General features: G+C 59.0%; 24 protein-coding genes. 9 read left to right on the top strand and 15 right to left on the bottom strand.

Annotation, left to right across the window (positions count from 1 at the left end):
• Window positions 1–57: 57 nt before the first annotated feature.
• The 7 genes from CX511_RS04690 to CX511_RS04710 form a co-directional block, all read right to left on the bottom strand.
• Window positions 58–1,161 (bottom strand): SAVED domain-containing protein, encoded by a 1,104-nt coding sequence (locus CX511_RS04690; protein WP_143527684.1) that lies wholly within the window; start codon window positions 1,159–1,161, stop codon window positions 58–60.
• The gene (locus CX511_RS25545; RefSeq protein ID WP_101291936.1) at window positions 1,158–1,655 is read right to left on the bottom strand and encodes a Mov34/MPN/PAD-1 family protein; all 498 of its coding nucleotides are present in this window, start codon (window positions 1,653–1,655) and stop codon (window positions 1,158–1,160) included. Before CX511_RS25545 ends, CX511_RS04690 begins: the two co-directional genes overlap by 4 nt.
• Window positions 1,640–2,911 carry a ThiF family adenylyltransferase gene (locus tag CX511_RS25550; RefSeq protein WP_101291937.1) on the bottom strand — a complete coding sequence of 424 codons (1,272 nt, stop codon included), beginning with the start codon at window positions 2,909–2,911 and terminating at the stop codon, window positions 1,640–1,642. Before CX511_RS25550 ends, CX511_RS25545 begins: the two co-directional genes overlap by 16 nt.
• Before the next feature lie 350 nt (window positions 2,912–3,261).
• The gene (locus tag CX511_RS04695) at window positions 3,262–4,242 is read right to left on the bottom strand and encodes a cyclic GMP-AMP synthase DncV-like nucleotidyltransferase (protein ID WP_101291938.1); all 981 of its coding nucleotides are present in this window, start codon (window positions 4,240–4,242) and stop codon (window positions 3,262–3,264) included.
• A 210-nt stretch (window positions 4,243–4,452) separates the two neighbouring features.
• Window positions 4,453–5,613, bottom strand: coding sequence for an IS30 family transposase (locus tag CX511_RS04700; RefSeq protein WP_220639173.1), 1,161 nt, complete (start codon window positions 5,611–5,613; stop codon window positions 4,453–4,455).
• A gap of 472 nt (window positions 5,614–6,085) precedes the next feature.
• Window positions 6,086–6,403 (bottom strand): DUF3077 domain-containing protein, encoded by a 318-nt coding sequence (locus tag CX511_RS04705; protein WP_158240006.1) that lies wholly within the window; start codon window positions 6,401–6,403, stop codon window positions 6,086–6,088.
• 78 nt (window positions 6,404–6,481) lie between these two features.
• The gene (locus CX511_RS04710; RefSeq protein WP_101293201.1) at window positions 6,482–6,709 is read right to left on the bottom strand and encodes a hypothetical protein; all 228 of its coding nucleotides are present in this window, start codon (window positions 6,707–6,709) and stop codon (window positions 6,482–6,484) included.
• A 564-nt stretch (window positions 6,710–7,273) separates the two neighbouring features.
• Between CX511_RS04710 and CX511_RS04715 the strand changes: the two genes are divergently transcribed.
• Window positions 7,274–7,792, top strand: coding sequence for a cysteine hydrolase family protein (locus tag CX511_RS04715; RefSeq protein ID WP_101293202.1), 519 nt, complete (start codon window positions 7,274–7,276; stop codon window positions 7,790–7,792).
• Window positions 7,793–7,977: 185 nt separating this feature from the next.
• On the opposite strand, the gene CX511_RS04720 is transcribed toward CX511_RS04715, so the two are convergent.
• A complete protein-coding gene (locus CX511_RS04720) occupies window positions 7,978–8,406 on the bottom strand; it encodes a GNAT family N-acetyltransferase (RefSeq protein ID WP_158240007.1) in 429 nt (142 codons plus the stop codon).
• Between the two features lie 250 nt (window positions 8,407–8,656).
• Between CX511_RS04720 and CX511_RS04725 the strand changes: the two genes are divergently transcribed.
• The 3 genes from CX511_RS04725 (at window position 8,657) to sorB (ending at window position 11,306) form a co-directional block, all read left to right on the top strand.
• The gene (locus CX511_RS04725) at window positions 8,657–9,259 is read left to right on the top strand and encodes a transglycosylase SLT domain-containing protein (RefSeq protein ID WP_045183742.1); all 603 of its coding nucleotides are present in this window, start codon (window positions 8,657–8,659) and stop codon (window positions 9,257–9,259) included.
• Between the two features lie 156 nt (window positions 9,260–9,415).
• A complete protein-coding gene (gene sorA, locus CX511_RS04730) occupies window positions 9,416–10,657 on the top strand; it encodes a SorA family sulfite dehydrogenase catalytic subunit (protein WP_101293204.1) in 1,242 nt (413 codons plus the stop codon).
• Between the two features lie 10 nt (window positions 10,658–10,667).
• Window positions 10,668–11,306 (top strand): SorB family sulfite dehydrogenase c-type cytochrome subunit, encoded by a 639-nt coding sequence (gene sorB, locus CX511_RS04735; RefSeq protein ID WP_101293205.1) that lies wholly within the window; start codon window positions 10,668–10,670, stop codon window positions 11,304–11,306.
• Window positions 11,307–11,447: 141 nt separating this feature from the next.
• Here the strand turns inward: sorB and CX511_RS04740 are convergent, their stop codons facing one another.
• From CX511_RS04740 to CX511_RS04750, 3 genes are read right to left on the bottom strand one after another with little or no spacing between them, the layout of a single operon-like run.
• Window positions 11,448–11,807: a hydroxyisourate hydrolase gene (locus tag CX511_RS04740; protein ID WP_101293206.1), complete on the bottom strand. Its 360-nt coding sequence runs from the start codon at window positions 11,805–11,807 to the stop codon at window positions 11,448–11,450.
• Window positions 11,804–12,313: a nucleoside deaminase gene (locus tag CX511_RS04745; protein WP_045183734.1), complete on the bottom strand. Its 510-nt coding sequence runs from the start codon at window positions 12,311–12,313 to the stop codon at window positions 11,804–11,806. Before CX511_RS04745 ends, CX511_RS04740 begins: the two co-directional genes overlap by 4 nt.
• A gap of 31 nt (window positions 12,314–12,344) precedes the next feature.
• Window positions 12,345–13,685, bottom strand: coding sequence for a nucleobase:cation symporter-2 family protein (locus tag CX511_RS04750; protein WP_045183730.1), 1,341 nt, complete (start codon window positions 13,683–13,685; stop codon window positions 12,345–12,347).
• A gap of 213 nt (window positions 13,686–13,898) precedes the next feature.
• Between CX511_RS04750 and CX511_RS04755 the strand changes: the two genes are divergently transcribed.
• Window positions 13,899–14,813, top strand: a complete 915-nt coding sequence (locus CX511_RS04755) for a LysR family transcriptional regulator (RefSeq protein WP_101293207.1) — start codon at window positions 13,899–13,901, stop codon at window positions 14,811–14,813.
• Between the two features lie 144 nt (window positions 14,814–14,957).
• Here the strand turns inward: CX511_RS04755 and CX511_RS04760 are convergent, their stop codons facing one another.
• The gene (locus CX511_RS04760) at window positions 14,958–15,734 is read right to left on the bottom strand and encodes a TatD family hydrolase (RefSeq protein WP_101293208.1); all 777 of its coding nucleotides are present in this window, start codon (window positions 15,732–15,734) and stop codon (window positions 14,958–14,960) included.
• A 2-nt stretch (window positions 15,735–15,736) separates the two neighbouring features.
• Window positions 15,737–16,732 carry a catabolite repressor/activator gene (gene cra / locus CX511_RS04765; RefSeq protein ID WP_045183724.1) on the bottom strand — a complete coding sequence of 332 codons (996 nt, stop codon included), beginning with the start codon at window positions 16,730–16,732 and terminating at the stop codon, window positions 15,737–15,739.
• 283 nt (window positions 16,733–17,015) lie between these two features.
• Here cra and ptsP point away from each other — a divergent pair, with 283 nt between their 5' ends.
• From ptsP to CX511_RS04780, 3 genes are read left to right on the top strand one after another with little or no spacing between them, the layout of a single operon-like run.
• Entirely contained in the window at window positions 17,016–19,874 is a 2,859-nt protein-coding gene (gene ptsP, locus CX511_RS04770) for a phosphoenolpyruvate--protein phosphotransferase (protein ID WP_101293209.1), read from the top strand.
• Entirely contained in the window at window positions 19,875–20,825 is a 951-nt protein-coding gene (gene pfkB / locus CX511_RS04775; protein WP_101293210.1) for a 1-phosphofructokinase, read from the top strand.
• Window positions 20,822–22,558: a PTS fructose-like transporter subunit IIB gene (locus tag CX511_RS04780; protein WP_045183719.1), complete on the top strand. Its 1,737-nt coding sequence runs from the start codon at window positions 20,822–20,824 to the stop codon at window positions 22,556–22,558. Before pfkB ends, CX511_RS04780 begins: the two co-directional genes overlap by 4 nt.
• A 177-nt stretch (window positions 22,559–22,735) precedes the next feature.
• Here the strand turns inward: CX511_RS04780 and CX511_RS04785 are convergent, their stop codons facing one another.
• On the bottom strand, window positions 22,736–22,957 hold the full coding sequence (locus CX511_RS04785; protein ID WP_045183717.1) for a DUF3820 family protein: 222 nt from the start codon (window positions 22,955–22,957) through the stop codon (window positions 22,736–22,738).
• Between the two features lie 201 nt (window positions 22,958–23,158).
• Here CX511_RS04785 and CX511_RS04790 point away from each other — a divergent pair, with 201 nt between their 5' ends.
• Window positions 23,159–23,635 carry a PA2169 family four-helix-bundle protein gene (locus tag CX511_RS04790; protein WP_045183715.1) on the top strand — a complete coding sequence of 159 codons (477 nt, stop codon included), beginning with the start codon at window positions 23,159–23,161 and terminating at the stop codon, window positions 23,633–23,635.
• On the opposite strand, the gene CX511_RS04795 is transcribed toward CX511_RS04790, so the two are convergent.
• Window positions 23,632–25,125, bottom strand: coding sequence for a GGDEF domain-containing protein (locus tag CX511_RS04795; protein WP_045183771.1), 1,494 nt, complete (start codon window positions 25,123–25,125; stop codon window positions 23,632–23,634). The genes CX511_RS04790 and CX511_RS04795 overlap by 4 nt on opposite strands.
• Window positions 25,126–25,263: the final 138 nt, after the last annotated feature.

A 25,263-nucleotide genomic window follows, 5' to 3' on the forward strand; every position in this document is an offset into this window, starting at 1 on the left:
GCCGATCAAGGCCAAAAGGAGACGCTTCCCGGAATCTGATTTTCCGGGGAGCTTCAATTAAGCATGATTTATTGACTGAAGTGCTTGCCTAACAACTAGTTCGCCATGGTTGCTTTCTGAGTTTGGCATGCGAATCCCCCAGGGGTAAGGGTTTTGCTTCTGGGCCTGCTGATATTGGTAGATTATTAATTCAGGCATGTTGCGCCCCGCATAACACGAGCCAAGCCTGATGGAGAGAATACTGGGTGCGGCTAGGATTAGGTGGACTCTCTTTGCGCCTTTGGCCTTTAGGGCGGCTATACAGTTCATGAAATCTTGCATGAGCCTTTGAATAGACGTTTCGCTGACAACTATGCCCGGGGCTGGACTATCTATTTTAAGCTCAACAATATTAGTTTCAGGGAAGGCAGTTTCTAGCTCTGGTCGATTAATGGGGTACGAGACCGAAAAAGCCAAAATCACGTCTTGATATACTGGCTCATAGTTTATAGGTAGAGAATCAGTTAGATCGACCCCCTCATCCGGCGACAGCCACTTGGATGTCTTTCTATTCCAGTCAAGCCAATGGATTTTGCTTTCCGCTGCTAGTAGGTTACCTGTGAGAAACAAGAGTGGAACAGGTGCTAGCCCTCCAGCATAGACGCTCAGATCCTCGCGATCTCTGCCATCTTTGAGTTGCTTGAGACGAATGGGGATTAGGTTTACGGCGCTTACAGCTTCATGCTTTTGTGCTGTTGTGCCTTGAATGAGCTGGCGTACATCAATGAATATGGATTCTCTCCGGCCGAGAGCCAGAGAGGGAATCGCGCTTTGAAGCGGGCTATCAGCGGTTTGACTCAGTCCGCGCAATTCTAGAGCTACTACTAGTTTTCTGCGCTGCTCCTGAAATGTAGTCCAGGTGAAATATATACCGACTGAAATTAGTAGTGCTCCAACACCTAAGCATGCGGCATTGACCCACCACTCTGCTTCAGTCGTATTTATTTCCCCTGTAATGTAGCTGCCATCAGCGGACTCTTTACGGAAAACCAATTTTGCAGCAAGCCATGGCCCGCCCAGCATCAAGGTGACTCCGGCGCTGAGAAGTAAACCTGCTGGAGTTCTTCGAAAATATAAGGTAAGAAGATCAAATATTCGATCCATCAATCTATCAGATTTCATGGTTTAAAATGCCCTAGAAGGTAGAGTGGCCGGCCAACTTGCGCATGCCAGCAACCGATAGTTTGCGTTCCTACAATCAGATAAAGGAGGCCATTGCAGTCAAATCTTCCATTTCTTAATACTCGCTCACAATCACTGAGATCGGTACCGGAAGGTGTTGGATTAGCCTCAGGATGAGTATGCCAAAGGCCTAACTGAGTACCTTTGCAATTTGTTTGCATATTCCAATATTCGGCTTCTCGTTGATGCCTCTCGCTTCTGAAAAAGCTTGTCCTAGAGCGCTGATCCCCTGGTCCAGGGACTGTAAGCTCCTCTGCCAATAAACCATTCGTCTCGCTATCAACAAAGCCTAGTATCAAGCCGCCTGCCTCTTTCGAGTAGATGCGCTTTTGCGACCATTTGGAAAGTTTCTTTATCACGTCCGGTGATAGAGATCCGCAGGCGCCCTCTTTGGCCTCCCATACGACGTGCCCACTAGTCAAACGCTGCAGCATGGACACCTCGGCTGGGCGTATTCGGATGGCGTGACGTCTGAGGCTATGCGTCGGGTGCGAAGGGCGTCGTACGTAGCTGACGACTGTATCCCTTCTGTCTTGGCGAGAACCGCCTCCCCCGCCCAGCGTGAGTAGAGAGGAACATCGGTTAGCACACGCTCAGCAGCGAGGGTCGCTGTCCGAGTCGCGTCTAGTGCGGAATAAGGTGTGAAAGCACCACAGCCTGTCAATTGGCGAGTTACTTTTTGGCCGGGAGCCATTAGGGAGGTGCGCATACTAGGGAGGGGGGTCTGCGTGTCCGGATCTATATATAAGCAGTCTAGACATCCTGGAGTGCCTGGGCGCATAGCAATTGCATGGCCGCCCAGGCCAGCTGCTTCAACACTTGTGGATACGATCAACGATGGCCACCGCTCCCTGAATGCTCTTCGAGCGATGGAGCGTTCGAGAGTCGAGTTACCGGTTGCAAGCACTATAGCGTCAACCCCGGCTAGCTCTCCATTAGCCAGCACTGCTTGGACATTGGTTGCTCTAACTTCGATCTGAATGCCAGGCATCCGCTCTTTCAGCAGGGTTGCTAGCTCATCAACCTTGAACTTGGAAATCGACTGCTTCCCAAGTACATGCCTACCCAGGTTGTCAGGACTGAATTTATCACTGTCCACGAGAGTGATTTTGCTAATCCCCGCTAGGGCAAGATGTTCGGCCACGCGGGACCCTATAGAGCCACAGCCGGCAACAATGACGTGGCGCATGTCTGGTGCTCCGCCTGTACGTTGGACCAAGTACTCATGATCCCGCCGCTGTAGGAGATACGTGGACCGCATCTTTGCTGGGCGCAGTCCCCAGTAGAGCAGTAATAGTGAGTGCCCAAAGCTGCTAGGTACACGCAGAACGACGCCCCGTTTTTTGGGCGCGACGGCAATAGCGTGCTGGGAGGGCGACAGTCTGCTTAGGAAGATGTCCCACCAGTCGTTTCCCCATTCGCTCATAAGCCCATCGATTTGATGGATGGTGACATCAAGGAGCCCTAAACGCTCTTGATGAGAGTCGGATAGCTGTGTTGTCCCTTGATTTACCCGGCATACCTTTGCCGTCATAGGGCCACTTCTACCCCTTCTCTTGAAGGCGACCTCGGCATAAAGGGGCTTGGTGGTATCGAGCTTCTCGTCAAGGATTACTGACGATGAGCCGTCATTGCGCAGATAACCTTCCAACTCATCGGCAAAGTTAAGCTGGCGCTCATCCTCAGCCATGGCTGAGGCGCGGGCGAGTAATCTGAATGCCTCTTGGAGTAACCATTCGAGTACCCCAGGCACATCCTCTGGATCGTACTCCAGACCTTCCCGATCACTTACGCATACATCGCCTGCGCTGCTGACGTGAGGCCATCCCCAAATTGGTGTTGGCCTGCGCCAATAGATTACAGGAAGCTCATCAACACTCCAGCCAGCTGTGACTAGTCGCAACGGCCATGTGCATCCGTCTCTATCAAGTATGATGTCCCATGCAGGCCCTTGAAGCTTTTGATCGAACGCAACGATTTCTGCGCCAAGCTCTCGTAGCGTTAGCTCAACCTTGGTGACAAAAGCCTTTTGGATCTCGCTCAAGCGGAACGACCAGAAGTGCTCACCCCCGCAGAGGCTTGCTTGGTAGTGTCGGACTTTTCTGGGACCGGGAAGTCTTCGCCAAATTTCTTACTCAGTATTTTGCATGCCTCATGGGTATCGGCCTGTGCATCCGCCTCGTTTAAGGCATCACGCAGCTCTTCAAGTCGGCTCTTGAGGTCAGTCATTTGGGTGTCTGTCATCCGCTCAAAGAGATCGCTGTGCGGCGCAACCGGAAGATTGACGTGCAGGCGCGAGCCCGTCCACCGGGCAAGCATTGCATCTACGAGGTCTCGCAGTGCAAGCAGGTCGATGGGCTTGCCATCGATGCTGTCATAGCGAGGTACGAACCAGTTGTAGGCCGCCACAGTCAGACCAATGCTCGGGGTGTTTTTGTGGCCGATTTTTTCATCTCGCCAACGCTTGAGCGCTCGGACACATCGGCGGAACTGGTCACGGTCGCTACCAGAGAACTGACTGGTAATCTTCTCTGTAAGCTCCCGGGCTTCGGACGGTTTCCACTCCCTGTCAGCTAGTGGAGTGCTTTCTCTGCACCAGGCGATTTGAGTTTGTCCGGTGGCGTTCGAGCAATAAACGGCAAGGTCGATGTGATGGAGGGGAGTTTCGTCTCTGTAATAGGTGACGGTCACACAGGGACGGCGAATGTTAACAGTGCGGTTGTGCCGCACTAATGCATCGCGAACGTACTTTTTCAAAACCAGAGGATCGGGATAGTCGCTAGGCGAACATTCAAAGAGGACGCCTACGTCCATATCCGGATTGCCATCCAGCGGATGGATACCGGTGTCCAGCGCATAGCTACCCTGAGTGAAGGTTCTGTAAGGAGGCGCATCCGCACTGATGTTTTTCTTCAGGTCGGAAAGTAGGGTATCTCTTCTGTCACGAAGGTCCTGGCTGCTGTCGTAGCCAAAAAGAATCGTCCGATGAAAGCTTTCAAACTGGGTTTGCGCGCGAGCCATGTGCTGTCCTCCTAGGGATTCCTCACACATGGAGGCATGATCTTTTGATTTCAATAGGCCATTACAGAATTTTCTATAGCCTTCAGGGCTAGCGAATCGCACATCTGCCTTGAAGCTGTTTAGCCAACGCCATCGTCATACGAGGCAATCAACCAGCGACTACGCATGGCCGTAGCTGCCTGTTGCCAAAGTCAACTATGGGTTGTGGATTCAACCGGTCGATGCAACACACTGGCTAAACCTGTCTGCCGGTGTTTCGTAGTTTAGTGTCTTCCGAGGACGTTCATTCAGCGCCCTCGCCACTGCATTGAGCTGGTCCTGCGTGTAGACCGAAATGTCGGTGCCCTTGGGAAAATACTGCCGTAGCAGGCCGTTGGTATTTTCGTTTGACCCACGCTGCCAAGGATTTTGAGGGTCACAGAAATAGACCTTTATGTCGGTCGCCAATGTGAAACGCTTATGGGCGGCCATCTCTTTGCCCCTGTCCCAGGTCAGTGACCTGTAAAGCTCCTGGGGCAGCAGACGAGCGTTTTCGATGAGCGCGTTGATCACCGACTCGGTGTCCTTGCTGGCAACTTTCACCAGCATCACATAGCGGGTATGGCGCTCGACAAGCGTGGCGATTTGACTGTTCTTGCTGCCGAACAACAGATCACCTTCCCAGTGGCCGGGTACTGCTCGATCTTCAACCGTAGCTGGACGCTCACTGATTGAGACCGTATCGCTAATCTTGCCGTGGTTCTCATTCTTCTGCGTGTGATGGCGCGAACGGCGCATTGCACGGGTGCGCCGCAAGTGCTCTAGCAATTCCTTCTTCAGGGCTCCACGGGCTTGAATGAAGAGGGTTCGATAGATCGTTTCGTGTGACACCTGAGAGCTCGCATCATCTGGAAATTCGCGCTTTAACCATCCGGCAATTTGCTCCGGCGACCACTGCAATTGGAGCTTGCTTGCTACGATCTGCGCCGCTGTTGGGTTCTTAGCCAGTTTACAGATCTTGGGGCGACATGCTCGGCTCCAGGCAGCTTGCTCGGCCTGACTTGCTCGATAGCTTCCAAGACCGCCGTTGCGCTTGATCTCGCGGCTGATAGTAGAAGGTGCTCGCCCGAGTAGTGATGCCACCGAACGGATCGATTTCCCTGCCACTACAGCACGTGAAATCTCCTCGCGCTCTGCCAATGACAACGCCAATCGTGAGCGATGACGCACAGGAGGCTGGATGCCTCCGGTCTCCGCCAGAATGCGCTGTATCGATGAGTGATTACGGTCAAACAACTGCGCGATCTGCTGGAGAGAGTCTCCCTTTCGCCAGTGCTCCCACATCAGCGCTTTCTGGGTTTCGGTGTAATAGATCCGAGGCCTTTGCTTCATCTGCAACACTCCTCCTGCTTACACAGAATCTAGTGTGTTGCATCGACCGGTTGAATCCACAGCCGTTTGTTGACGTTCACCGTTGGCAGTGGGCTGCAGGCCAAAACGTGGAGTCACCTGCGTCACGCCAGTAGTTCGGGGGCAAAGTAGTCCTTAGCATCCTGCTATGGCTATTTTATCTTCGGGCACTAAGTGCAGGCACCAATAGCAGTGCGCCAATGATTCCGTCGCGCATGACCTTACCGAGCCGGCCGGCATTTGAATATACATCCTTTATGGTTTTGACGTAGGAGCAATTGGCTAGATGCTCTTCGATGGTCTCAATATGCTTGTGTGCGATGAAGGCAATGGCGAAATAAGTAAATGTCATCGGCACTAACATTAATCCGGCAATCAAAGCTATTGAGATACTTGTCTCATTGTTACCTCGCCAAAACGAAAAGCGCCGAATTGTTCAGACCAACGCCAATCATCAACCTGCCTTACTATCACCTGCTGAACACCCCACCACCATCCCATGCGCCACATCCTCAACCAGCGCCTTGGCCATTCCGCTCAGGTAATGTGCCGCGCAGAGCATCGCCTCATCCTGTTCGAACATCACATGCAGGGTCAATTTGTTCACATAAGCCATAAGCATCGTCGCTTGCTCCAAAACAAAATCCGCACTGTGCCCTGGTTCAACCCGGAACAGATTTTCGGAACAGGTCCCGCTCAGGCTTGCGCCGAACACGCCCACCCCTGTTGTTTTGAGATCTGCAATGCGGCCTTCAATCGATTCCTCGTTCATCCCTACCTCTCCTGGCATGTACTACGTTGCAAGCGGCCAGCCTTGCCTGAGCAACGCTGGCGCTTATCCACAGATACCTCAGTGCTTCATCTGCACCTTGCTCAACGCCACTTCAACCAAACTGCGGGCATTGTCGATTTCATGCATGGTGGCCAAGGTCAAAACCTGGCCTGGAGGGTTGGGGTGGAGTAGTACCGTCTGCTGAGCGACAGTCAGTGCGCAGACCAGGTATTCGGATATTTGGACGAGGATGTCTTCGAGGGAATGGTTACTGTGATGCGGGGGATCAGGAACGATCTTCAACATGGTGCCTCCCGGTGAGTGGAGCCGCCACGAATCTGCTGTCAAACAAATGGGTGGCAACTGTACGCGGGTTGACAGACCGAACACCGGAGAACTCGGCGCACACGAAGGTGCCCCACGTACAATCGCCATAAAGACTTGCACATGTCCACGGTGTAGGCGGCCTGTCAAAACCGGTCGTTGAAATAGGCAACGACCGAGTGAGACTAGAACCCCAGCGGGACCACTGCAATGGCTTAAGCGCGGCGAAAGTATGATTCGGAAATGGACTACAGGGAATCAGGAAATTCTGAAGATTCGATGCCTTGAAGCACCTCTTCGGTGGCTCCCTGTTACAAAACCACCGTCACGCGCGCCTTGCTCACTTGCAAGGCATATGTTCTAGAGATAACGTCAACGTCATGACCAAGCTCTGCATTCAATCAACCACCAACACCGCGACCGCCCGAGGCGGGTCGTGTGAGGTGTCGTGAGCTAGAAAGTCCGCGAACCCCAAAGACCCGCCAGCAATGGACAGGGTCTTTTTTTTGCCCCTGATTCGCTGGCTAGCACGTAAGGAAACGCTCCATGCACGCACTCTTGATTCTCGACATGCAGGTCGGCCTTGTTCACGGCCCGGAAAAGCCTTGGCGTAGCGAGGCGCTGCTCAGCACGTTGAATGCTCTGATGGGCAAGGCCAGAAAGGCAGGGGCCCCCATCTTTCTCGCCCGTCACATAGGCCCGGCGGGCTCGCCTATCGAGCCGGGTAGCCCGCTTACGGAGCTGGTGCAGGAACTGCAGCTTCAGGGCGATGAGGTGATCTTTGAAAAGAGTCGCCCCAATGCCTTTGCCATGACTGACCTCGCCACTCAATTACGTGAGCGTGGTTGCGACGGCGTGGTAATTGCCGGCATGAAGACTCAATACTGTGTCGACAGCACCTGCCGCGCAGCGCGCGATCTTGGCTTCGATGCTGTGTTGGTTGCCGATGGGCATACCTGCGCTGATACCCCGGAACTCAGTGCGCAGGCGATTATTGCTCACCATAATGCGACCTTGGCGGGGCCATTCTGTCGATTGGTTCACGCTGAGGACTGGAGCTTTTAACGCTATTACCTGTTCGATCCTGGGGCAGGGTCGAACAGGTCGACTTGGCCTTTAAGTCCATCAAGGCGGAACCTACCCCTTGGCCCTGACAATCTGGCCCTACAGAAATGGGCCCGAGCCCGAACCGGCTTGTTCGTTACGGATTGTCAGGTTCATCGTGCTTTTCTCTTTGATGTCCGATGAGGTCAGTCGACGCTTTTGCTTAACTCGAGCAGCATGGTCACATAGCGAACACCATGGCGCTCGAAACGCTCTGCGCTGACGCTAAAGCCAAACTTTTCATAGAAACCCGTGGCCGTTTCTCTGGCGGACAGCGTAATCGCCGTCGCATCGGCCTTTTGCGTTTCGCTGATGGCATGGCTCAGTAACGCGCTGCCCAGGCCTTGGCCTTGAAACTCAGCAGCAGTGGCGAATTTTCGGATCTGGTACAGGCCCTCGCCCAAGGCAAATACCGACAGGCAGCACAGCAGTTGGTTGCCGAGGGTAACCGCATAATGTTCGGCCTGTTCATCCCCAGGCACATAGCTGTGCTTCAGCGGGAAGTCCGGCCACAGTACCTGCTGCCTGAGGGGCAAGCACTGCTTATGGTCAATTCTGACAATCTCAACATTCATCATTTGCGCCTACATCGCCCACGTTCCAATCAGCCGATTCGCAGCGTAGTGGAGCCTGTACGGCTGCGCTATCAACCCCGTCATTCTAAACTGCCACCTTCGGCGACCACTGGTTACAATTGCGCTCCCTACCGTGGTGACCCTACCCAGGCACGCACCATCATAGGTTCTCACCGCAACCTGCTCCGAATCAGGCGCTGCGCTAAATACGAAGGGCACAATAAGCCCTCATTTCTTGCTGGGGCGATGGATGAAACAAGGGCGAATTTGGGCACTCTTGCTGCTATTGGTGGGTTTGACGGGCTGTGCTACCGCGCCACCCAGGGACCAGAACAATCTCTGCAATATCTTCCGTGAGTACCCTGACTGGTACGAAGATTCGTTAGAGATGCAGGAAAAGTACGGCACGCCGCAAAACGTGGCGATGGCGATCATGAAGCAGGAAAGCAGTTTTGTGCACGATGCGCTGCCGCCGCGTGACTACCTGCTGTGGGTGATTCCATGGGGGCGGGTCAGTTCGGCCTATGGCTATGCGCAAGCCCAGGACCCGGTCTGGGGTGAGTACAAGAGTGGCACGGGCAATGGCGGCTCGCGGGACAACTTCGACGACGCTGTCATGTTCATCGGTTGGTACACCGACGGTACTCAACGCCAGTTGGGCATCTCCAAGTGGGACACCTACAACCAGTACCTGGCGTACCACGAAGGGCGCGGCGGTTTTAGCCGCGGCACTTACCGCAGCAAGCCCTGGCTGATGCAGGTGGCGCGCAAGGTGGAGCAGCAGGCAAGAAATTACGGTGCGCAGCTTAAGCAGTGCCGTGCAGAGCTGGAGGAAGATACCGGCTGGTTCTGATGAGTCATATCCGACCTCGCGCCTGTCATCAATTGCCAAACCGCTGACGCTCAATGAAAAGCAGTGAATCTGCAGGTGACGATACTGAAGGGCTCTACAAAAACTGACAGGGCGCTGTCAGTTGCCTTTCAGGAACGCCATCACAGGGAGCGCAGCATGAAGTTCAGGTTTATAGGCACCAGCAACCTTGGCCGTCGACGTGTTCTGCGCGATGCCTTCGCCCTGGCAGTGGTGGCCTCGCCGCTGGCAAGTCTGGTAAAGGCGGCGGACGAGAACGTCGAAGAGGTGACCTTCGCCGCTGGCCCACGGCCGCTGGTGCAATACCCACAGAAGCGCCCGTTGACCTTGGTGACCACCCGCCCGCCGCATCTGGAAACGCCGTTCTCGGTGTTCAACGAAGGGCCAATCACGCCGAATGACGCATTTTTTGTTCGTTACCATCTGGCCAACTTTCCTACCAGCATCGACCCGGACAGTTACCGGCTGACGGTCAAAGGTTCGGTCAACACATCACTGTCTCTGTCCCTGGCGGAGCTTAAAGCCCTCGCCGAGCCAATCGAGGTGGTGGCGGTAAATCAGTGTTCGGGCAACAGCCGTGGTTTCTCGATGCCTCGGGTGTTTGGTGCGCAGTTGGGCAATGGCTCAATGGGCAATGCACGCTGGGTAGGGGTGTCGGTCAAGACGATTCTGGAAAAGGCCGGGGTTAACGCCGAGGCCAAGCAGGTGACCTTTCGCGGGCTCGACAAGCCGGTGCTGGCGAGCACGCCGGAGTTCATCAAGGCGCTGGACATCAGCCATGCCATGGACGGTGAGCCGATGATTGCCTGGTCGATGAACGGCACTGACCTGCCATTTCTCAACGGTTACCCGATCCGTTTGGTGGTGCCCGGCTATTTCGGCACCTACTGGATCAAGCACCTGAGCGAGATCGAAGTGCTGGACCACACCTTTGACGGTTTCTTCATGGCCAAGGGGTATCAGGTGCCGGACAACGAGTGCTTCTGTGTCGCACCTGGGACCACGGCGGCGAAAACACGGCCGATTTCCAAGTTGCCGGTGCGCAGTTTCATCACCAGCGTTAAACAGGGTCAGGTGTTGCCGCTGAACAAGAGCGTGTTGCTTAAGGGCATCGCGTTCGACGGGGGTGTTGGCGTCAACAAGGTGCAGGTGTCGATTGACGGTGGTCAGCGTTGGCAAGACGCCACGCTTGGCGAGGACCTTGGGCGTTTCTCGTTCCGGGAGTGGACGCTGCCGATCACCTTTACCCACAACGGCGCCACGCAACTGATGGTGCGCGCCAGTAACAGTGCGGGCGAAACCCAGCCGCTGCGCGCCGACTGGAACCCCGGCGGCTACCGCCGTCACGTCGTTGAAACCACCCACGTGACCGTCGCCTGAGGAGGCCTGTATGACCCGCATGACGATGCTGCTGTGTGCATTTCAGCTGACCTGGATGGCCAGTGTGGAGGCTGCGCCCCTTACGATCACCTTGCCGCCGGAAACGGCGGCGTTCGAAGCCAATGACCTGCCAGGTTACGCGTTGGCCCAGCAAAAATGCTCCACCTGCCATTCTGCCGACTACATCAACTTCCAACCGCCGGGCATGAGCCTGGCGCAGTGGACAGCCGAAGCGGGCAAGATGCAGAAGGTGTATGGCGCGCCGATCAGCGATCAGGATGTGAGCGTGATCGGCGCCTACCTGGCGGTGACCTATGGCAGTGCCAAGGCCAGTGATGCTGATGTGCAGGCCGCTTCGTTCCCGCCAAAGGCGCAGGCCTCGGCGGCGCCTGCTGCAAAGGTCGATGCCATGGCCTTGCTGCAGAACAATGCCTGTCTGTCGTGTCACACGATTGAGCAAAAAGTGGTGGGCCCGGCGTATCGCGACGTGGCGGCCAAGTACGCCAGTGATTCCCAGGCATTGGCCAAGGTGACGGCGAGCATTCGGCAGGGTGGCAGCGGTAAATGGGGGGCTGTGCCGATGCCACCGTTTACCCAGCTAAGCGCGGAAGATCTGCAGGCGATGGCCACGTTCATCTTGCAGCTGTAGCCGCTGCCGAGGTACGAGGCTGCGATCGGCTGCAGGGCAGTCGTAACTCAGGCGCCGCGTTGGCCCTGACGATTCGCTGCGATCAGGTTTTGCGGCCGCTTCACGCCCGATCGCAGCCTCACGGCAGCGGCTACAACACTATCAGGCCCCGCCCCGAAAGCATGACACTCCCCAGGCTGTCAGCTTGATCGGTAGATGGTAGTGCTGGGCGGTATCGGCCACACCAAAGCGGTACACCAGTTCATCCAGAAACGGCACGGCCGGCAGCGTCAGCCCTTGGGCACGATAAAAATCGGCCACCTGCAGGCTCACTTCATACACGCCGACCGCACACTGCGCTTTGCATTCGTCCAACTCCGGCAGCAGGCCATTGCCACCAATGCGGCCCTGGCAGATCAACTGCCGCTGGCCTGCCTCCAGACGTTCCAGGCGTACCTCCAGGCCTTCGGCAACCCGGCCGCTGGCGACGTCGACGATGTGGATGGAAATCCCGCCGTTCATGACCAGAAGCCTTTGTGCGATTCGGCCGCTTCGTCTTCCAGCAGCGGGCCTACCACGTTGATTGTGCGCTGGCCTTTGGCGAAAACTTCACGGCAGGGCAGGGAGAAGGTCGGGTTCTCCGGATGGTCGCCAGTCAGGCCCAGCAGCGCATGCTCCGACAAGGCATAGACCACGCGGCCAATGCCGGTCCAGTACACCGCGCCAGCGCACATGCAGCACGGCTCGGCACTGGTGTACAGGGTGCAGTCGGCCAGCTCTTGTGGTGAAAGTTTTTTGGCCGCCAGTGCTGCAGCCGCCAGTTCCGCATGCTGGGTTGGGTCGCCTTCAGGGGGCATGGAGTTGTTCCCGGCTTCGGCAATCACATTGCCGTCGCGGTCGGCGACCAAGGCCGCAAAAGGGTGACGGCCGCGCTCGCGGGCAGCGGTGGACAGGGTAATGCTGCGGCGCAGCAACAGCAGGTCGAGCTCGGAAACGCCTGCGGGGATGAGCTGATTGAGGTTGGTCATCGGTAACTCCTTGGCAGTCTAAAGGGGTCTATCAGTCCGTCACTTCCACGGCATCGGCGCTGACGTCGGCGGTGGATTTCTTGTCGTTGTTGAGCAGTACGTTGAGCACGATGGCGGTGATCGCACCGAGGAAGATGCCGCTCTCAAGGATCAGCTTGAGCGTGCCGTTGGCGTGTTCGAACAGGGCAGGGAAGGACATCGGCAGCACGCCGACGCTCACCGAAACCGCGACGATGATGCCGTTGCGGGTGCCTTCGAACTGCACGCGCGACAACTCTTGAATACCGGCGACGGTGGTCATGCCGAACATGACGATTGCGCAACCGCCGAGCACCGGGGTAGGGACGGCGGCAATCAGGGCGCCGAGTTTGGGGAACAAGCCCATCAGCACCATGATCGCGCCGGCCGCGGCGACCACGAAGCGGCTCTTGACGTTGGAGAGCGCGATCAAACCTGTGTTCTGGGTAAAGGCGTTGTAGGGAAAGCTGTTGAACAAGCCGCCGAGCATGGTCGACAGGCCATCGGCGCGGAAGGCATTGCCCAGCGTCTGTTGGGTGGTCGGCTTGCCGGTCAGCTTGCCGATGGCCAGGCAGTTGCCGGTGGTCTCGGCCATGATCACCAGCATTGCCAGGGTCATGATCAAGATGGGCATTAACGAGAACTCGGGCGCGCCAAAGGCCATCGGCGGGCTCAGTTCGAACCAGGCTGCATCGCCTACTCGGCTGAAGTTGGTCATGCCGAAAGCGGCGGCGATCAAGCTGCCGGCGAACAAACCGATGAGCACGCTGAGGTTGCCGATAAAGCCGGAAAACTTGGCGTAGATCACCAGGGTGATGGCCACGGTTACCAGGCCCAGCAGCAAGTTGGCGGGGTTGCCGAAGTCCTCGGCGCCAGGGTTACCGCCCCCCAGCCAAATTGCCGCGGCGGGCATCAACGAGATACCGATGATGGTGATCAGGCTGCCGATCACCACGGGTGGGAAGAAGCGCAGCAGGCGACTGAAGATCGGCGCCAGGGCAATGGTGATAAAGCCTGCGGCGATCACCGCCCCGAAGATCTGACTGAGGCCGAACTCCTTGCCGATCATGATCATTGGCGCCAGTGCGATGAACGAACAGCCCTGGATCATCGGCAGGCGCGCGCCGAACTTCCAGAAGCCGATGGTCTGAATCAGCGTCGCGATACCGGAGGTCAACAGGTTGGCATTGATCAGCAGAATCACCTGCGCCGAGCTCAGCCCCAAGGCACTGCCGAGAATCAACGGTACTGCCACCGCGCCGGCGTACATCACCAGCACATGTTGTAGACCAAAGGTGAACAACTGGCGCAGGGGCAAGACTTCGTCCACTGGATGAACCCGATTTGTGCTCATGTCCTATGTCTCCTGAGGGTGCAGCTTTATTGTTGTTGGGGCGTGCGGGCAGGAACTACTGACGTCGTGGCTATAGTTGAACGCCGAGGGCGATGAGACAAGTTAGTAACCATCGACTGGGTCGATGGAAGAGGCCCTTGCATAAGGACTTGGCCAACGGCAGGATCACCGGGGCGGCAGGCATTTTCACTTTCGGCTTAAGGAGCGGGCACTTTGCGCTTTTCACTGGACCAGTTGCTGATGTTTGTCGAGGCGGTAAAAAGCGGTTCGTTCTCAGCTGCCGGGCGCAAGTTGGGCAAGACGCAGTCAACGATCAGTGCCGCCATTGCCAACCTGGAAGCCGACCTTGGCGTCGAACTGTTCGACCGGGCCAGCCGCAGTCCGACGCTGACCGCCAGTGGCTACAAGATGTTGGTGCAGGCCGAGGCTATTCTTGAGCGCTGCCTGACGCTGGAGGCGCATGCGGATTGTTTGTCTGACAGCGTCGAGCCCAGCCTGACCTTGGCGATTGAAACGCCCTTTGGCCCCCTCATGCCGGTACTCAAAGCGTTTGAGCAGACCTTTCCCTATGTGGACTTGATCGTCCGTCACCCGGTTCATGGTGACGTTAGCGAATTGGTGGCCAGGGGTGAGGCAGTGCTGGGGGTGGCGTTCTCCCAGCCTGGATACTCCAAGGAACTGGCGTTTCAGCAGTTGGGCAAGCTGATCATGCTGCACGTCTGCCACGCCAGGCACCCGCTGGCGCAGAAAGCCCAGGTGACCTTTGACGACCTGCATGTGCATCGACGCTTGGCCTTCAGCGCGCATGCCAGTAAGTTGCCCAGCAGTGAATACCTGCGTTCGACCCAGACCTGGCAGGCGGAAAGCTACCTGGCGTTACTGGAAATGGTCCGTGCTGGTCTTGGCTGGGCCACCTTGCCTCAACAGTTGATTCAGAATGAACTGGCCCGAGGGGAGTTGGTGGAGCTGCAATTGTCGGCTTATCCGTTTACCGATTGGCACGTTGGTGTCGACTTGCTATGGACCCGGCAACGTCCGCTGGACAAAGCGCAGCGCTGGCTGAAGGAACGGTTGCAGGGCAACAAGGTGTTTGAGCTGGATCGCAATGGGCAGGCGACGACGCTTTGAACCCACCTGGTAGCCGCTGCCGCCAGGCTGCGATCGGCTGCGCAGCAGTCGTCATCTGCTACCGAGATGGGGCGGAACGGCGGCCGCTTCGCGCCCGATCGCAGCCTGGCGGCAGCGGCTACGGTTGGTGTGGCAGTCTGTGAGCTACCACCCAAACACCTCACACGCATTATGCGTACTCACCTCAGCCAACCGTTCCACCTCGATCCCGATCACCTGCGCCAGCGCCTGGGCAATCTGCGGCAGATGCTCAGGGCTGTTACGCACCCCCGCAAACATCGCCGGGGCCATGTCCGGGGCATCGGTTTCCAGCACCAGGCTGTCCAATGGCAACTGCGGCAGCACTTTGTGCAAACGCAGTGCCTGTGGCCAGGTGGCCGCACCGCCAAGGCCCAGCTTGAAACCGAGCTTGTGGTACTCGCGGGCTTCTTCATAGCTGCCCGCGAACGCATGGATGATGCCGCCGCGTTGCAGTTTGAAGCGTTTGAGTGTGGCAATCACCGCCGCATGGCTGCGCCGCACGTGCAGCAGGGCAGGCAGGTTGAAGTCGACGGCCAGTTGCAGTTGCGCTTCGAACAGCTGTTGCTGGCGCTCGCGGTCGAGCTCGGGCAGGTAGTAGTCCAGGCCAAATTCACCCACAGCGCACAACTGGCGTTCGCCGCGCAGGCGGCTCAACCAGTCACCCAGTTCCCGCACATGCTCCGCGCGATGCTGATCGAGGTAAACCGGGTGCAGGCCGAATGCGGCGTACAACTGCGGATCGCTGCACACCAAATCCCACACCCGCTGCCAGTTGTCCTGACACACGCCCAACACCACCATGCGTTCGACACCCGCAGCCCGTGCGTTGGCCAGCAAGGCCGAGCGGTCGGGGTCGAAATCTGGAAAGTCCAGATGGGTGTGGGTATCGATCAGGCGCATGTTCAGGCCTTGCTGATCCGCTGTTTGAAGGTTCGACCTACGGCATGTACACCGGGTTCGTAGTGCTTTTCTTCAACGGCAGCCAGGGCCAGCTTCAAGGCGGTTTCGGCCATCACCCCATGCTGCTGGGCCATGGCGTTGACCGGCAGCGGCAGGAAGTCGAGCAACTGGTTGTCTCCAAAGGTGCCCAGGCGCAGGCTGCGTGAGTCGGCCGGGCGCGCCTGGAGCACATCGAACACCCCTTGCAACAGCACATACGAGGTGGTGACCAAGGCATCAGGCAGGCCACCGATGTCGGCGATCAGTTCGTTCATCAGGCGCTGGCCGCATTCGCGACTGAAGGCTTCGCCCTGGTAGCGGCTGATCTTGCCGCTGAACCCTTGCAAGGCTTCGTCGAAACCACCGGCACGGGCCTGGCTGACGCTCAGCTCCGGGCGCGCACCGATCAGGGCGATGTGCTGGGGCGCGCTGTCGAGCAGGCTGCGGGTCAGCTGCAGGCTGGCGTTGCGGTCGTCGCTGACCACTGAGCAGAAATGCGCCGGGTCCAGGCTACGGTCGATGGCGATGACCGGTAGGCCTTTGGCTTGCAACTGGCGATAGCTGTCATCACCGGCCGGCAAGCAACTGGCGACAAACAGCGCATCGCAACGGCGGGCGCGAAACAGCTGTTGCAGCTGGCGCTCGCTCTCGGGCTGGTCGTCGCTGCTGGCAATCAGCAGTTGGTAGCCTTTGGCCCGGGCGCCTTGTTCCAGTTGTTTGGCGATGCGTGCGTAGCTGGGGTTTTCCAGGTCCGGGAGAATGAACCCCAGGGTCTTGGTGTGTCGGCTACGCAGGCCGGCGGCCTGCGGGTTGGGGGTGAAGCCATGGGCTTCGACCACCGCACGCACACGTTCCACCGTGCTGCTGCTGATGCGTTGCTGTTCGGCCTTGCCATTGATGACATAGCTGGCAGTGGTCACGGACACACCGGCCAGACGGGCGATATCGCTGAGTTTCACCGCAAATTCCTTGTTATACCGCGGCTGCTTGCGCAGCCTGACCGGGAATTGTCGCCGATCCAGGGATCAAGGCGCAGACGACCATTGTCGCAATTGTCCGACAAGATGGGGCTTCATTGATCGAAGATTATCGAGTAACGTGCTCACAATTCCAGATTAATCGTTTCAGCAGGCGACTTTTCTGCCCTACCAACGCCTGCCGAGGGCTGCTAGCAACTGGCCCTATGTTGAAAAATTCACAACAATACCTCAGCACCCGCCTGGTGCTGCAAAGGAGAAGGTCATGCTCGAGCTCACTGTAGAGCAGATATCCATGGGCCAGTCGGCTGTGGATAAGTCGGCGGCGCTGCAGCTTCTGGCCGAGCACCTGGTCCGTGATGGCCTGGTTGCCGACGGCTACCTGACCGGTCTGCAAGCGCGTGAGGCGCAGGGCTCGACCTTTCTGGGCCAGGGTATTGCCATCCCGCACGGCACACCGCAAACCCGTGATCAGGTGTTTACCACCGGCGTGCGTCTGCTGCAGTTTCCTGAGGGTGTGGATTGGGGTGATGGCCAGCGGGTGTACCTGGCCATCGGCATCGCTGCGCGCTCCGATGAGCATTTGCGTTTGCTGCAGCTGCTGACCCGTGCGTTGGGCGAAACCGATCTGGCTGAGGCCTTGCGTCGGGCGAGCTCTGCCGAGGCGCTGTTGAAGCTGCTGCAAGGCGCACCGCAGGAGCTGGCACTGGATGCACAGATGATCGGTCTGGGCGTGCCCGCGGAAGACTTCGACGAGTTGGTCTGGCGTGCTGCGCGCCTATTGCACCGCGCTGAGTGTGTCAGTGGCGCTTTTGCCGGGGTGCTGCAACAGGTCGAGCCGCTGCCTCTGGGTGAAGGCCTGTGGTGGTTGCACAGTGAGCAGGCGGTGCGTCAGCCGGGGCTGGCGTTTGTCACCCCGCAGCAACCTCTGCGTTTTCGCGAGCAGCCGGTGCAGGGGGTATTCTGTCTGGCCAGCCTCGGTGCGGCCCACCAGGCCCTGCTTGAACGCTTGTGCACGCTGTTGATTGAGGGCCGTGGCCAGGAACTGTGCCGCGCCACCAGCAGCCGCGCGGTGCTTGAAGTGCTGGGCGGCGAAGTGCCGGCCGATTGGCCCAGTGCGCGTATCGCTCTAGCCAATGCCCATGGCCTGCATGCGCGCCCGGCCAAGGTGCTGGCGCAACTGGCCAAGGCCTTTGACGGTGAAGTTCGTTTGCGCCTGGTCGACAGTGGTCAGGCCGCCGTATCGGCCAAGAGCCTGAGCAAACTGCTCAGCCTCGGTGCCCGCCGAGGTCAGGTGCTGGAAATCATTGCCGAGCCTAACGTTGCCGCCGATGCGTTACCGGCGTTGCTGGCCGCTATCGAACAAGGCCTGGGTGAAGAAGTCGAGGCGCTGGCCGCGCCGGTTGCGGCCGCGCCTGCAATGTTCCCCGAGCCTGAGTTGCTTGCCCCGCTAGCTGGCGCAGTGATCCAGGGCGTGGCGGCCGCGCCGGGCATTGCCAGCGGGCCGGCGCATATTCAGGTGGCGCGTGACTTCGACTATCCGCTGCGCGGTGAGTCGCTGCCGATTGAGCGTCAGCGTTTGCAGCAGGCGCTGGCGGCGGTCAATGCCGAGATCGAAGCACTGATCCAGCGCAGCCAGGCCAAGGCCATCGGCGAAATCTTCATCACCCACCAGGAAATGCTCGCCGACCCTGACCTGGGTGATGAAGTCGACCAGCGCTTGCGTCAGGGCGAAAGTGCTCCGGCAGCGTGGATGGCGGTGATCGACAACGCGGCGCGCCAGCAGGAGGCCCTGAAAGATGCCTTGCTCGCTGAGCGCGCGGCCGACTTGCGCGACATTGGCCGCCGCGTGCTTGCGCAACTGTGTGGCGAAGCCGACAGCCCGGCGCCCGAGCAACCTTACGTGTTAGTGATGGAGGAGGTCGGCCCATCGGATGTCGCCCGCCTGGACCCGACCCGCGTCGCCGGGATTCTCACGGCCCGTGGTGGCGCTACCGCCCACAGCGCCATTGTCGCTCGCGCCCTGGGCATTGCGGCGGTGGTCGGTGCCGGCGATGCGGTGCTGTTGATCGCTGCGGGCACTGCGCTGTTGCTCGATGGTCAGCGTGGCCGCCTGCAGGTAGCGCCGCCGGCCGACGAGCTGCAGCGAGCCCTGGCTGAGCGTGAGCGTCGTGAGCAGCGCTTACAGTTGGCCCGCGAACATCGATTGGAGCCCGCGGTGACTCGCGATGGGCATGCCATTGAAGTGTTCGCCAACATCGGCGACAGCAAGGGCATCGACGCGGTGGTCGATCAGGGCGCCGAAGGCGTCGGCCTACTGCGCACGGAACTGATTTTCATGGCCCATCAACAGGCTCCGGACGAAGCACTGCAGGAGGCCGAGTACCGCCGTGTCCTCGACGGCCTCGGCGGTCGGCCACTGGTCGTGCGCACCCTGGACGTGGGCGGTGACAAGCCGCTGCCGTATTGGCCGATAGCCAAGGAAGAAAACCCTTTCCTCGGGGTGCGTGGCATTCGCCTGACCCTGCAACGTCCGCAGGTGATGGAGAGCCAGTTGCGTGCTTTGTTGCGCGCAGCGGGGGACCGACCGTTGCGGATCATGTTCCCGATGGTCGGCCAGCTTGAGGAGTGGCAACAGGCGCGGGCCATGGTCGAGCGCCTGCGCGAAGAAATCAGCGTTAGCGACCTGCAACTGGGGATCATGATCGAGGTGCCTTCGGCGGCCTTGCTGGCGCCGGTGCTGGCCCGCGAAGTGGATTTCTTCAGCATTGGCACCAACGACCTGACCCAGTACACCTTGGCCATCGACCGCGGTCACCCGAGCCTGTCGGCGCAGGCCGATGGCCTGCACCCGGCAGTGTTGCAGCTGATCGACATGACCGTGCGCGCCGCCCATGCCCATGGCAAATGGGTGGGGGTATGCGGCGAACTGGCGGCTGACCCGCAAGCGGTCGCCGTGCTGCTCGGGCTGGGTGTCGATGAGCTGAGCGTGGCGGCGCGCAGCATTGCTGAAGTTAAGGCCCAAGTCCGCGAACTGAACTATGAACACGCCCGGCAACTTGCTCAGCAAGCGTTGTTGCAGGGCAGTGCCAGCGCCGTACGGGCGCTGGTGGAGAACGATTGAATGGCCAAGATACTCACCCTGACCCTCAACCCGGCGCTGGACCTCACCGTCAGCCTGGACGCCTTGCACAGCGGCCAGGTCAACCGCAGTCAGTCCCAGCACAGCCACGCGGCGGGCAAGGGCCTGAACGTTGCGCAGGTGCTCGCCGACCTTGGTCATAGCGTGACCGTCGCAGGCTTCCTTGGTGCGGACAACCTGCAGCCGTTCGAAGCGCTGATTGCCCGCCGTGGCTTTGCCGATTGCTTTGTTCGCGTGCCAGGTGAAACCCGCTGCAACATCAAACTGGTGGAAGCCGATGGCCGCGTCACCGACATCAATGGCCCCGGCCCGCAGGTCGATGAGCAGGCTTGTGATCAATTGCTGGCCAGGCTGGTCCGAATCGCCCCAGGTCATGACGCGGTAGTGGTGGCCGGCAGCCTGCCGCGTGGCATCAGCCCTCAATGGTTGCAGCAGCTCCTTGAGCGCTTCAAGGCCATGGGCCTGAAGGTCGCCTTGGACAGCAGCGGTGAAGCCCTGCGCGCGGGCCTGCAATCGGCCCCTTGGCTGGTCAAGCCCAACACCGATGAACTGAGCGAAGTGCTCGGTAGCCCGGTGCACAGCTTTGCCGAACAACAAGCGGCGGCGCGCCAGCTGATCGCCCAAGGCGTCGAGCATGTGGTGGTGTCCCAAGGGGAGCAGGGGGTCAATTGGTTCCACCAAGAGCGCGCAATCACGGCTGTGCCGCCATCGGTCAAGGTAGCCAGCACGGTCGGCGCCGGTGACTCACTGCTGGCCGGTATGGTGCATGGTCTGCTCAGCCCCGCTACCCCACAGCAGACCTTGCGCCTGGCCACCGCAATTGCTGCGCAGGCGGTGACCCAGATCGGTTTTGGCATCAATGACCGCACCCAGCTGGCGCAACTTGAGCACGCTGTGCGCCTATGCGAAGAACAACAAGAGGGCTGCAGATGAACATTGCCATTGTCACCGCCTGCCCCAACGGTCAGGTCTCCAGTGTACTCAGCGCACGCCTGCTGGAAGCGGCCGCGCAGCGTTTAGGCTGGAGCACCAGTGTCGAGGTGCATGACCCGCAGCAGCCACAACGGCAATTGTCCGAGGCGGTGATCGCTGCCGCCGACTGGGTGCTGGTGGTCAGCACCGGCCCGCTGGACTTGCAGCGCTTTGCCGGTAAGCGCTTGTTTCAGAGCACGCCGGCCAAGGCCTTGGTGGATGCTCAGCATTTTCTCTCTGACGCGGCAGAAAAGGCTGAGGTGTATCAGCCGGTCAGTGCAGCGCAATCAGCGCCTGTCGAACGCAGCGCAAAAATCGTCGCTATCACTGCCTGCCCGACGGGTGTTGCTCACACCTTCATGGCCGCCGAAGCCTTGCAGCAGGCCGCGCAGCAACTGGGTTACCAGTTGACGGTCGAGACTCAGGGCTCGGTAGGGGCGCGCAATCCTTTGTCGCCTGCGGCCATTGCCGAGGCCGATGTGGTGCTGCTGGCTGCCGACATCGAGGTGCCCACCGAGCGTTTTGCCGGCAAGCGTATCTATCGCTGTGGCACTGGCATTGCGTTGAAGCAGGCCCAGGCCACCTTGAACAAAGCCTTGGCGGAAGGTCGCGAAGAGGCCTCGGGGCAAAACGCTAATGCCAGTGCGACCAAAAGCGAGAAAACCGGGGTGTACAAGCACCTGCTAACCGGTGTCTCGTTCATGTTGCCGATGGTGGTGGCAGGTGGATTGCTGATCGCCTTGTCATTTGTGTTTGGCATCGAAGCCTACAAAGAGCCCGGCACCTTGCCCGCGGCGCTGATGCAGATCGGTGGCGAGGCGGCGTTCAAGTTGATGGTGCCGCTTCTGGCCGGTTACATCGCCTACTCGATTGCCGACCGTCCTGGGCTGGCGCCGGGAATGATTGGCGGCCTGCTGGCCAGTACTTTGGGGGCCGGGTTTATTGGCGGCATCGTCGCCGGCTTTCTTGCCGGCTACAGCGCCAAGGCGATCAGCCGCTGGGTGCGCTTGCCCAGTAGCCTGGATGCGCTCAAGCCGATCCTGATCATTCCCTTGTTGGCCAGTTTGTTCACCGGTTTAGTGATGATTTATGTGGTTGGCAAGCCGGTTGCGGGGATGCTCGAAGGCCTGACCCACTTTCTCGACAGCATGGGCACCACCAACGCGATTCTGCTTGGTGTGTTGCTCGGCGGGATGATGTGTGTGGACCTGGGCGGGCCTATCAACAAGGCCGCTTACGCCTTTTCCGTGGGGTTGCTGGCGTCGCAGAGTTACGCCCCGATGGCGGCGACCATGGCCGCCGGGATGGTGCCGCCGATTGGCTTGGGTATCGCCAGCTTCATCGCCCGGCGCAAGTTCGCCCAGAGCGAGCGTGAAGCCGGCAAGGCGGCGTTTGTGCTGGGCTTGTGCTTTATCTCGGAAGGGGCGATTCCCTTTGCTGCCAAGGATCCGCTACGGGTGATTCCGGCCAGTATTGCTGGCGGTGCGCTGACCGGGGCGCTGTCGATGTATTTTGGCTGCAAGCTGATGGCGCCGCATGGTGGTCTGTTCGTCATGCTGATACCCAACGCCATCAACCATGCCTTGCTGTACCTGCTGGCGATCCTCGCTGGCAGTCTGTTGACGGCCGTGGTGTATGCCGTGCTCAAGCGCAGCGAAGTAGTCGAGTTGGCGGTACAGCCAGTGAAAGCCTGAGCACAGGCGGGTGGGCGTGTGTACCTGCCTTGACAGGCCCTTGGTAGCCGCTGCCGTAAGGCTGCGATCGGGCGTGAAACGCCCGCAAATTCTGGCCACCGCGATTCGCCAGGCCCAACGAGGTGCCCGAGTTGCGACTGCCATGCAGTCGATCGCAGCCCCGTGCCTCGGCGCCGGCTACCGTCGGTGCTTCTTGCGCAGCGGCACCAGCAGCTCGCCGAGGCCGTTATGGTCGATCTCGTGCATCAGCGCCAACATGCCACCCAGCTCGCCCTTGGGGAAGCCTTGGCGGGCAAACCAGGCCAGGTAATGGCCGGGCAAATCGGCGATCAGTCGGCCCTGGTATTTACCGAAAGGCATTTCACGAGTGACCAACAGTTCGAGAGTTTCTGGATTCATCGAGCGTAATTCTGTAAGAGAAGCTTCGAACATACATGCAATCTGCATGAAGGCCAAAGGACAGATCATGCAGAACGCTTGCAAGACAAGAGTTCAATTAATCGTAAGTCATTGAAATTTAACTAAATAATTATTTGTCTGAATCTGGCACGAACACTGCTCCATCTCTTTGCATCTTTCCTCATGCAAAGGAGTCGTGTCATGACCAGCCCAAACAAAGACGTCATTTCGGTCCTCAACGAACTGATCGAATTCAGCAAGGATGGTGAAAAGGGTTTCAACACCTCTGCCGAGGACGTGAAAAATCCCCGGCTGAAAACCTACTTCCTGCAGCGTGCTGGCGAGTGCGGCACTGCCGCTTCTGAGCTTCAGCATCAGGTGCGGGCTCTCGGTGGCGACCCTGAAACGTCCACCAGTGTCAGCGGTGACTTGCACCGTGGTTGGGTCAACCTCAAGTCGATGCTCACCGGCAAGGACGAAGAAGCAGTGCTCAACGAGGTGGAGCGCGGTGAGGACCATGCTTTGAAGGCGTATAAGGATGCCCTGGAAAAGCTCGGCAAGCTGAGCATGGCGCCAGGCTCCGAAGTTTATGCGCTGGTCGAACGCCAGTACCATGGCGTGCAGCGCAACCATGACCAGGTCAAGGCGCTGCGCAACGAAGCGCGGGCCCGCTCTTAAGGTGCGGTTTCCACGCGATTGCGGCCATTGCGCTTAGCACAGTAGAGCGCATCGTCAGCGCTGCCCAGCAAGGTCGCCAGATCTTGCTGGGTGCCTGGTTTGTAGCAGCCGATGCCAATACTCACGGTCACAGGCTTGGTGTCATCAGCAAACGCTGGCAGCGCTTCAACGCTACGGCGAATACGTTCAGCCAGTACCTGTGCACCATGGCGTTCAGTCTCAGGCAACACCACCAGAAACTCTTCGCCACCATAGCGCGCCGCCAAGTCTGCCGGGCGGCGGATGCTGCGGGCAATGGCCGTGGCGACTGCGCGCAGGGCTTCGTCTCCACCTTGGTGACCATGGCGTTCATTGAAGGCCTTGAAGTGATCGACATCGACCATCAACACCGCCAGCGCACGGTGATTGCGCTGCGCCCGTGACCATTCGCGGCGCAGCACCTGATCGAGCTGGCGGCGGTTGGCAAGGCCGGTGAGGCTATCGGTGGCCGCCAGTTCCGCCAGGTCCTGTTCGGCGCAGTGACGACGACGCAGCTCGCGCCCGAGCAGCAAGGTCAGCCAGAGGATGCCAATACACAACACGCCGGTTGCGCAACTGACCAGCAAGGCCGTGCGCCGCCAGGAGGCGAACACTTCATCACCTGAGCGCGCCACCAGAACGATCAACGGCAGCTCGGCAACCCGGGCGAAGGTGTACAGCCGAGGCTTGCCATTGATCCCGGAATAGGCGCTGAAGCTGCCTTTGCCGTCCGCGAGCAAGCGCTTGAAGTTTGGACGCTCGGCGAAGTTGGCCCCGATCAGCGAGTCGTCCGGGGTACTGGACTGACGTGCCAGCAATACACCGCTGGTATTGATCAGGCTAATGCTGCCGTCCTTGCCGATATCCAGACGCTTGAACAGGTCAGTGAAGTACGACAGGCGCAAGGCGCCAGCGGCCACCCCGGCAAACTCGCCGTTGGGGCCGGAAATACGCCGGCTGAAGCTGATGCACCAGTCCAGATTACCCAGGCGCGCTTTGAACGGCGGGCTGATCACCAACCCCAGGTCAGCGTTCTGGCGATGGGCCTGAAATACCTTACTGTCAGCGAAGTTGGCCTGGCGTGGGACTACGCTGGTGGAGTCGGCCGCTACATTACCCTGAGCATCGAGCCAGAGAATGTCGCCGCGTATCGGCATGGTGAAGGCTTGGTTGAACAACAATTGTTGGCGCACCGGGGCCGGTAGCGCCTGCAATTGCGGCTGCTTCACCGCCCAGATCAAGCCACGCAGGGACAGGTCGTAGAGTTCGACATTGCGCACGATGTCGCTTTCGATCAGTTGGACGATGTTGCTCGCCTGGCGCGCGGCGCCCTGCTCGATGTTGCTGCGCTCACGCGCTACCAGGTAGCTGACGATGGCCACGATAGCGAGCACCGCAAGGCAACTGCCCAGGTTCAGGATCAGCTCCGGATGAGACTTGTACAGGGCAGATCGCTTGGATCGGGAAGGCAAAGTCATGGTCGCAGCAGGCGAAGACCGTCAGAAGAGTCGCGGCATGGTCACGCGGCGGCGGTATTCTAGGTGCCGCGCGATTGCCGAACAAGAAACTTTGGTATTGAACCGACGGAAAGAGCTGACTAGATTGCCAGC

It is taken from the genome of Pseudomonas sp. S06B 330, assembly GCF_002845275.2.
Lineage (GTDB): Bacteria > Pseudomonadota > Gammaproteobacteria > Pseudomonadales > Pseudomonadaceae > Aquipseudomonas.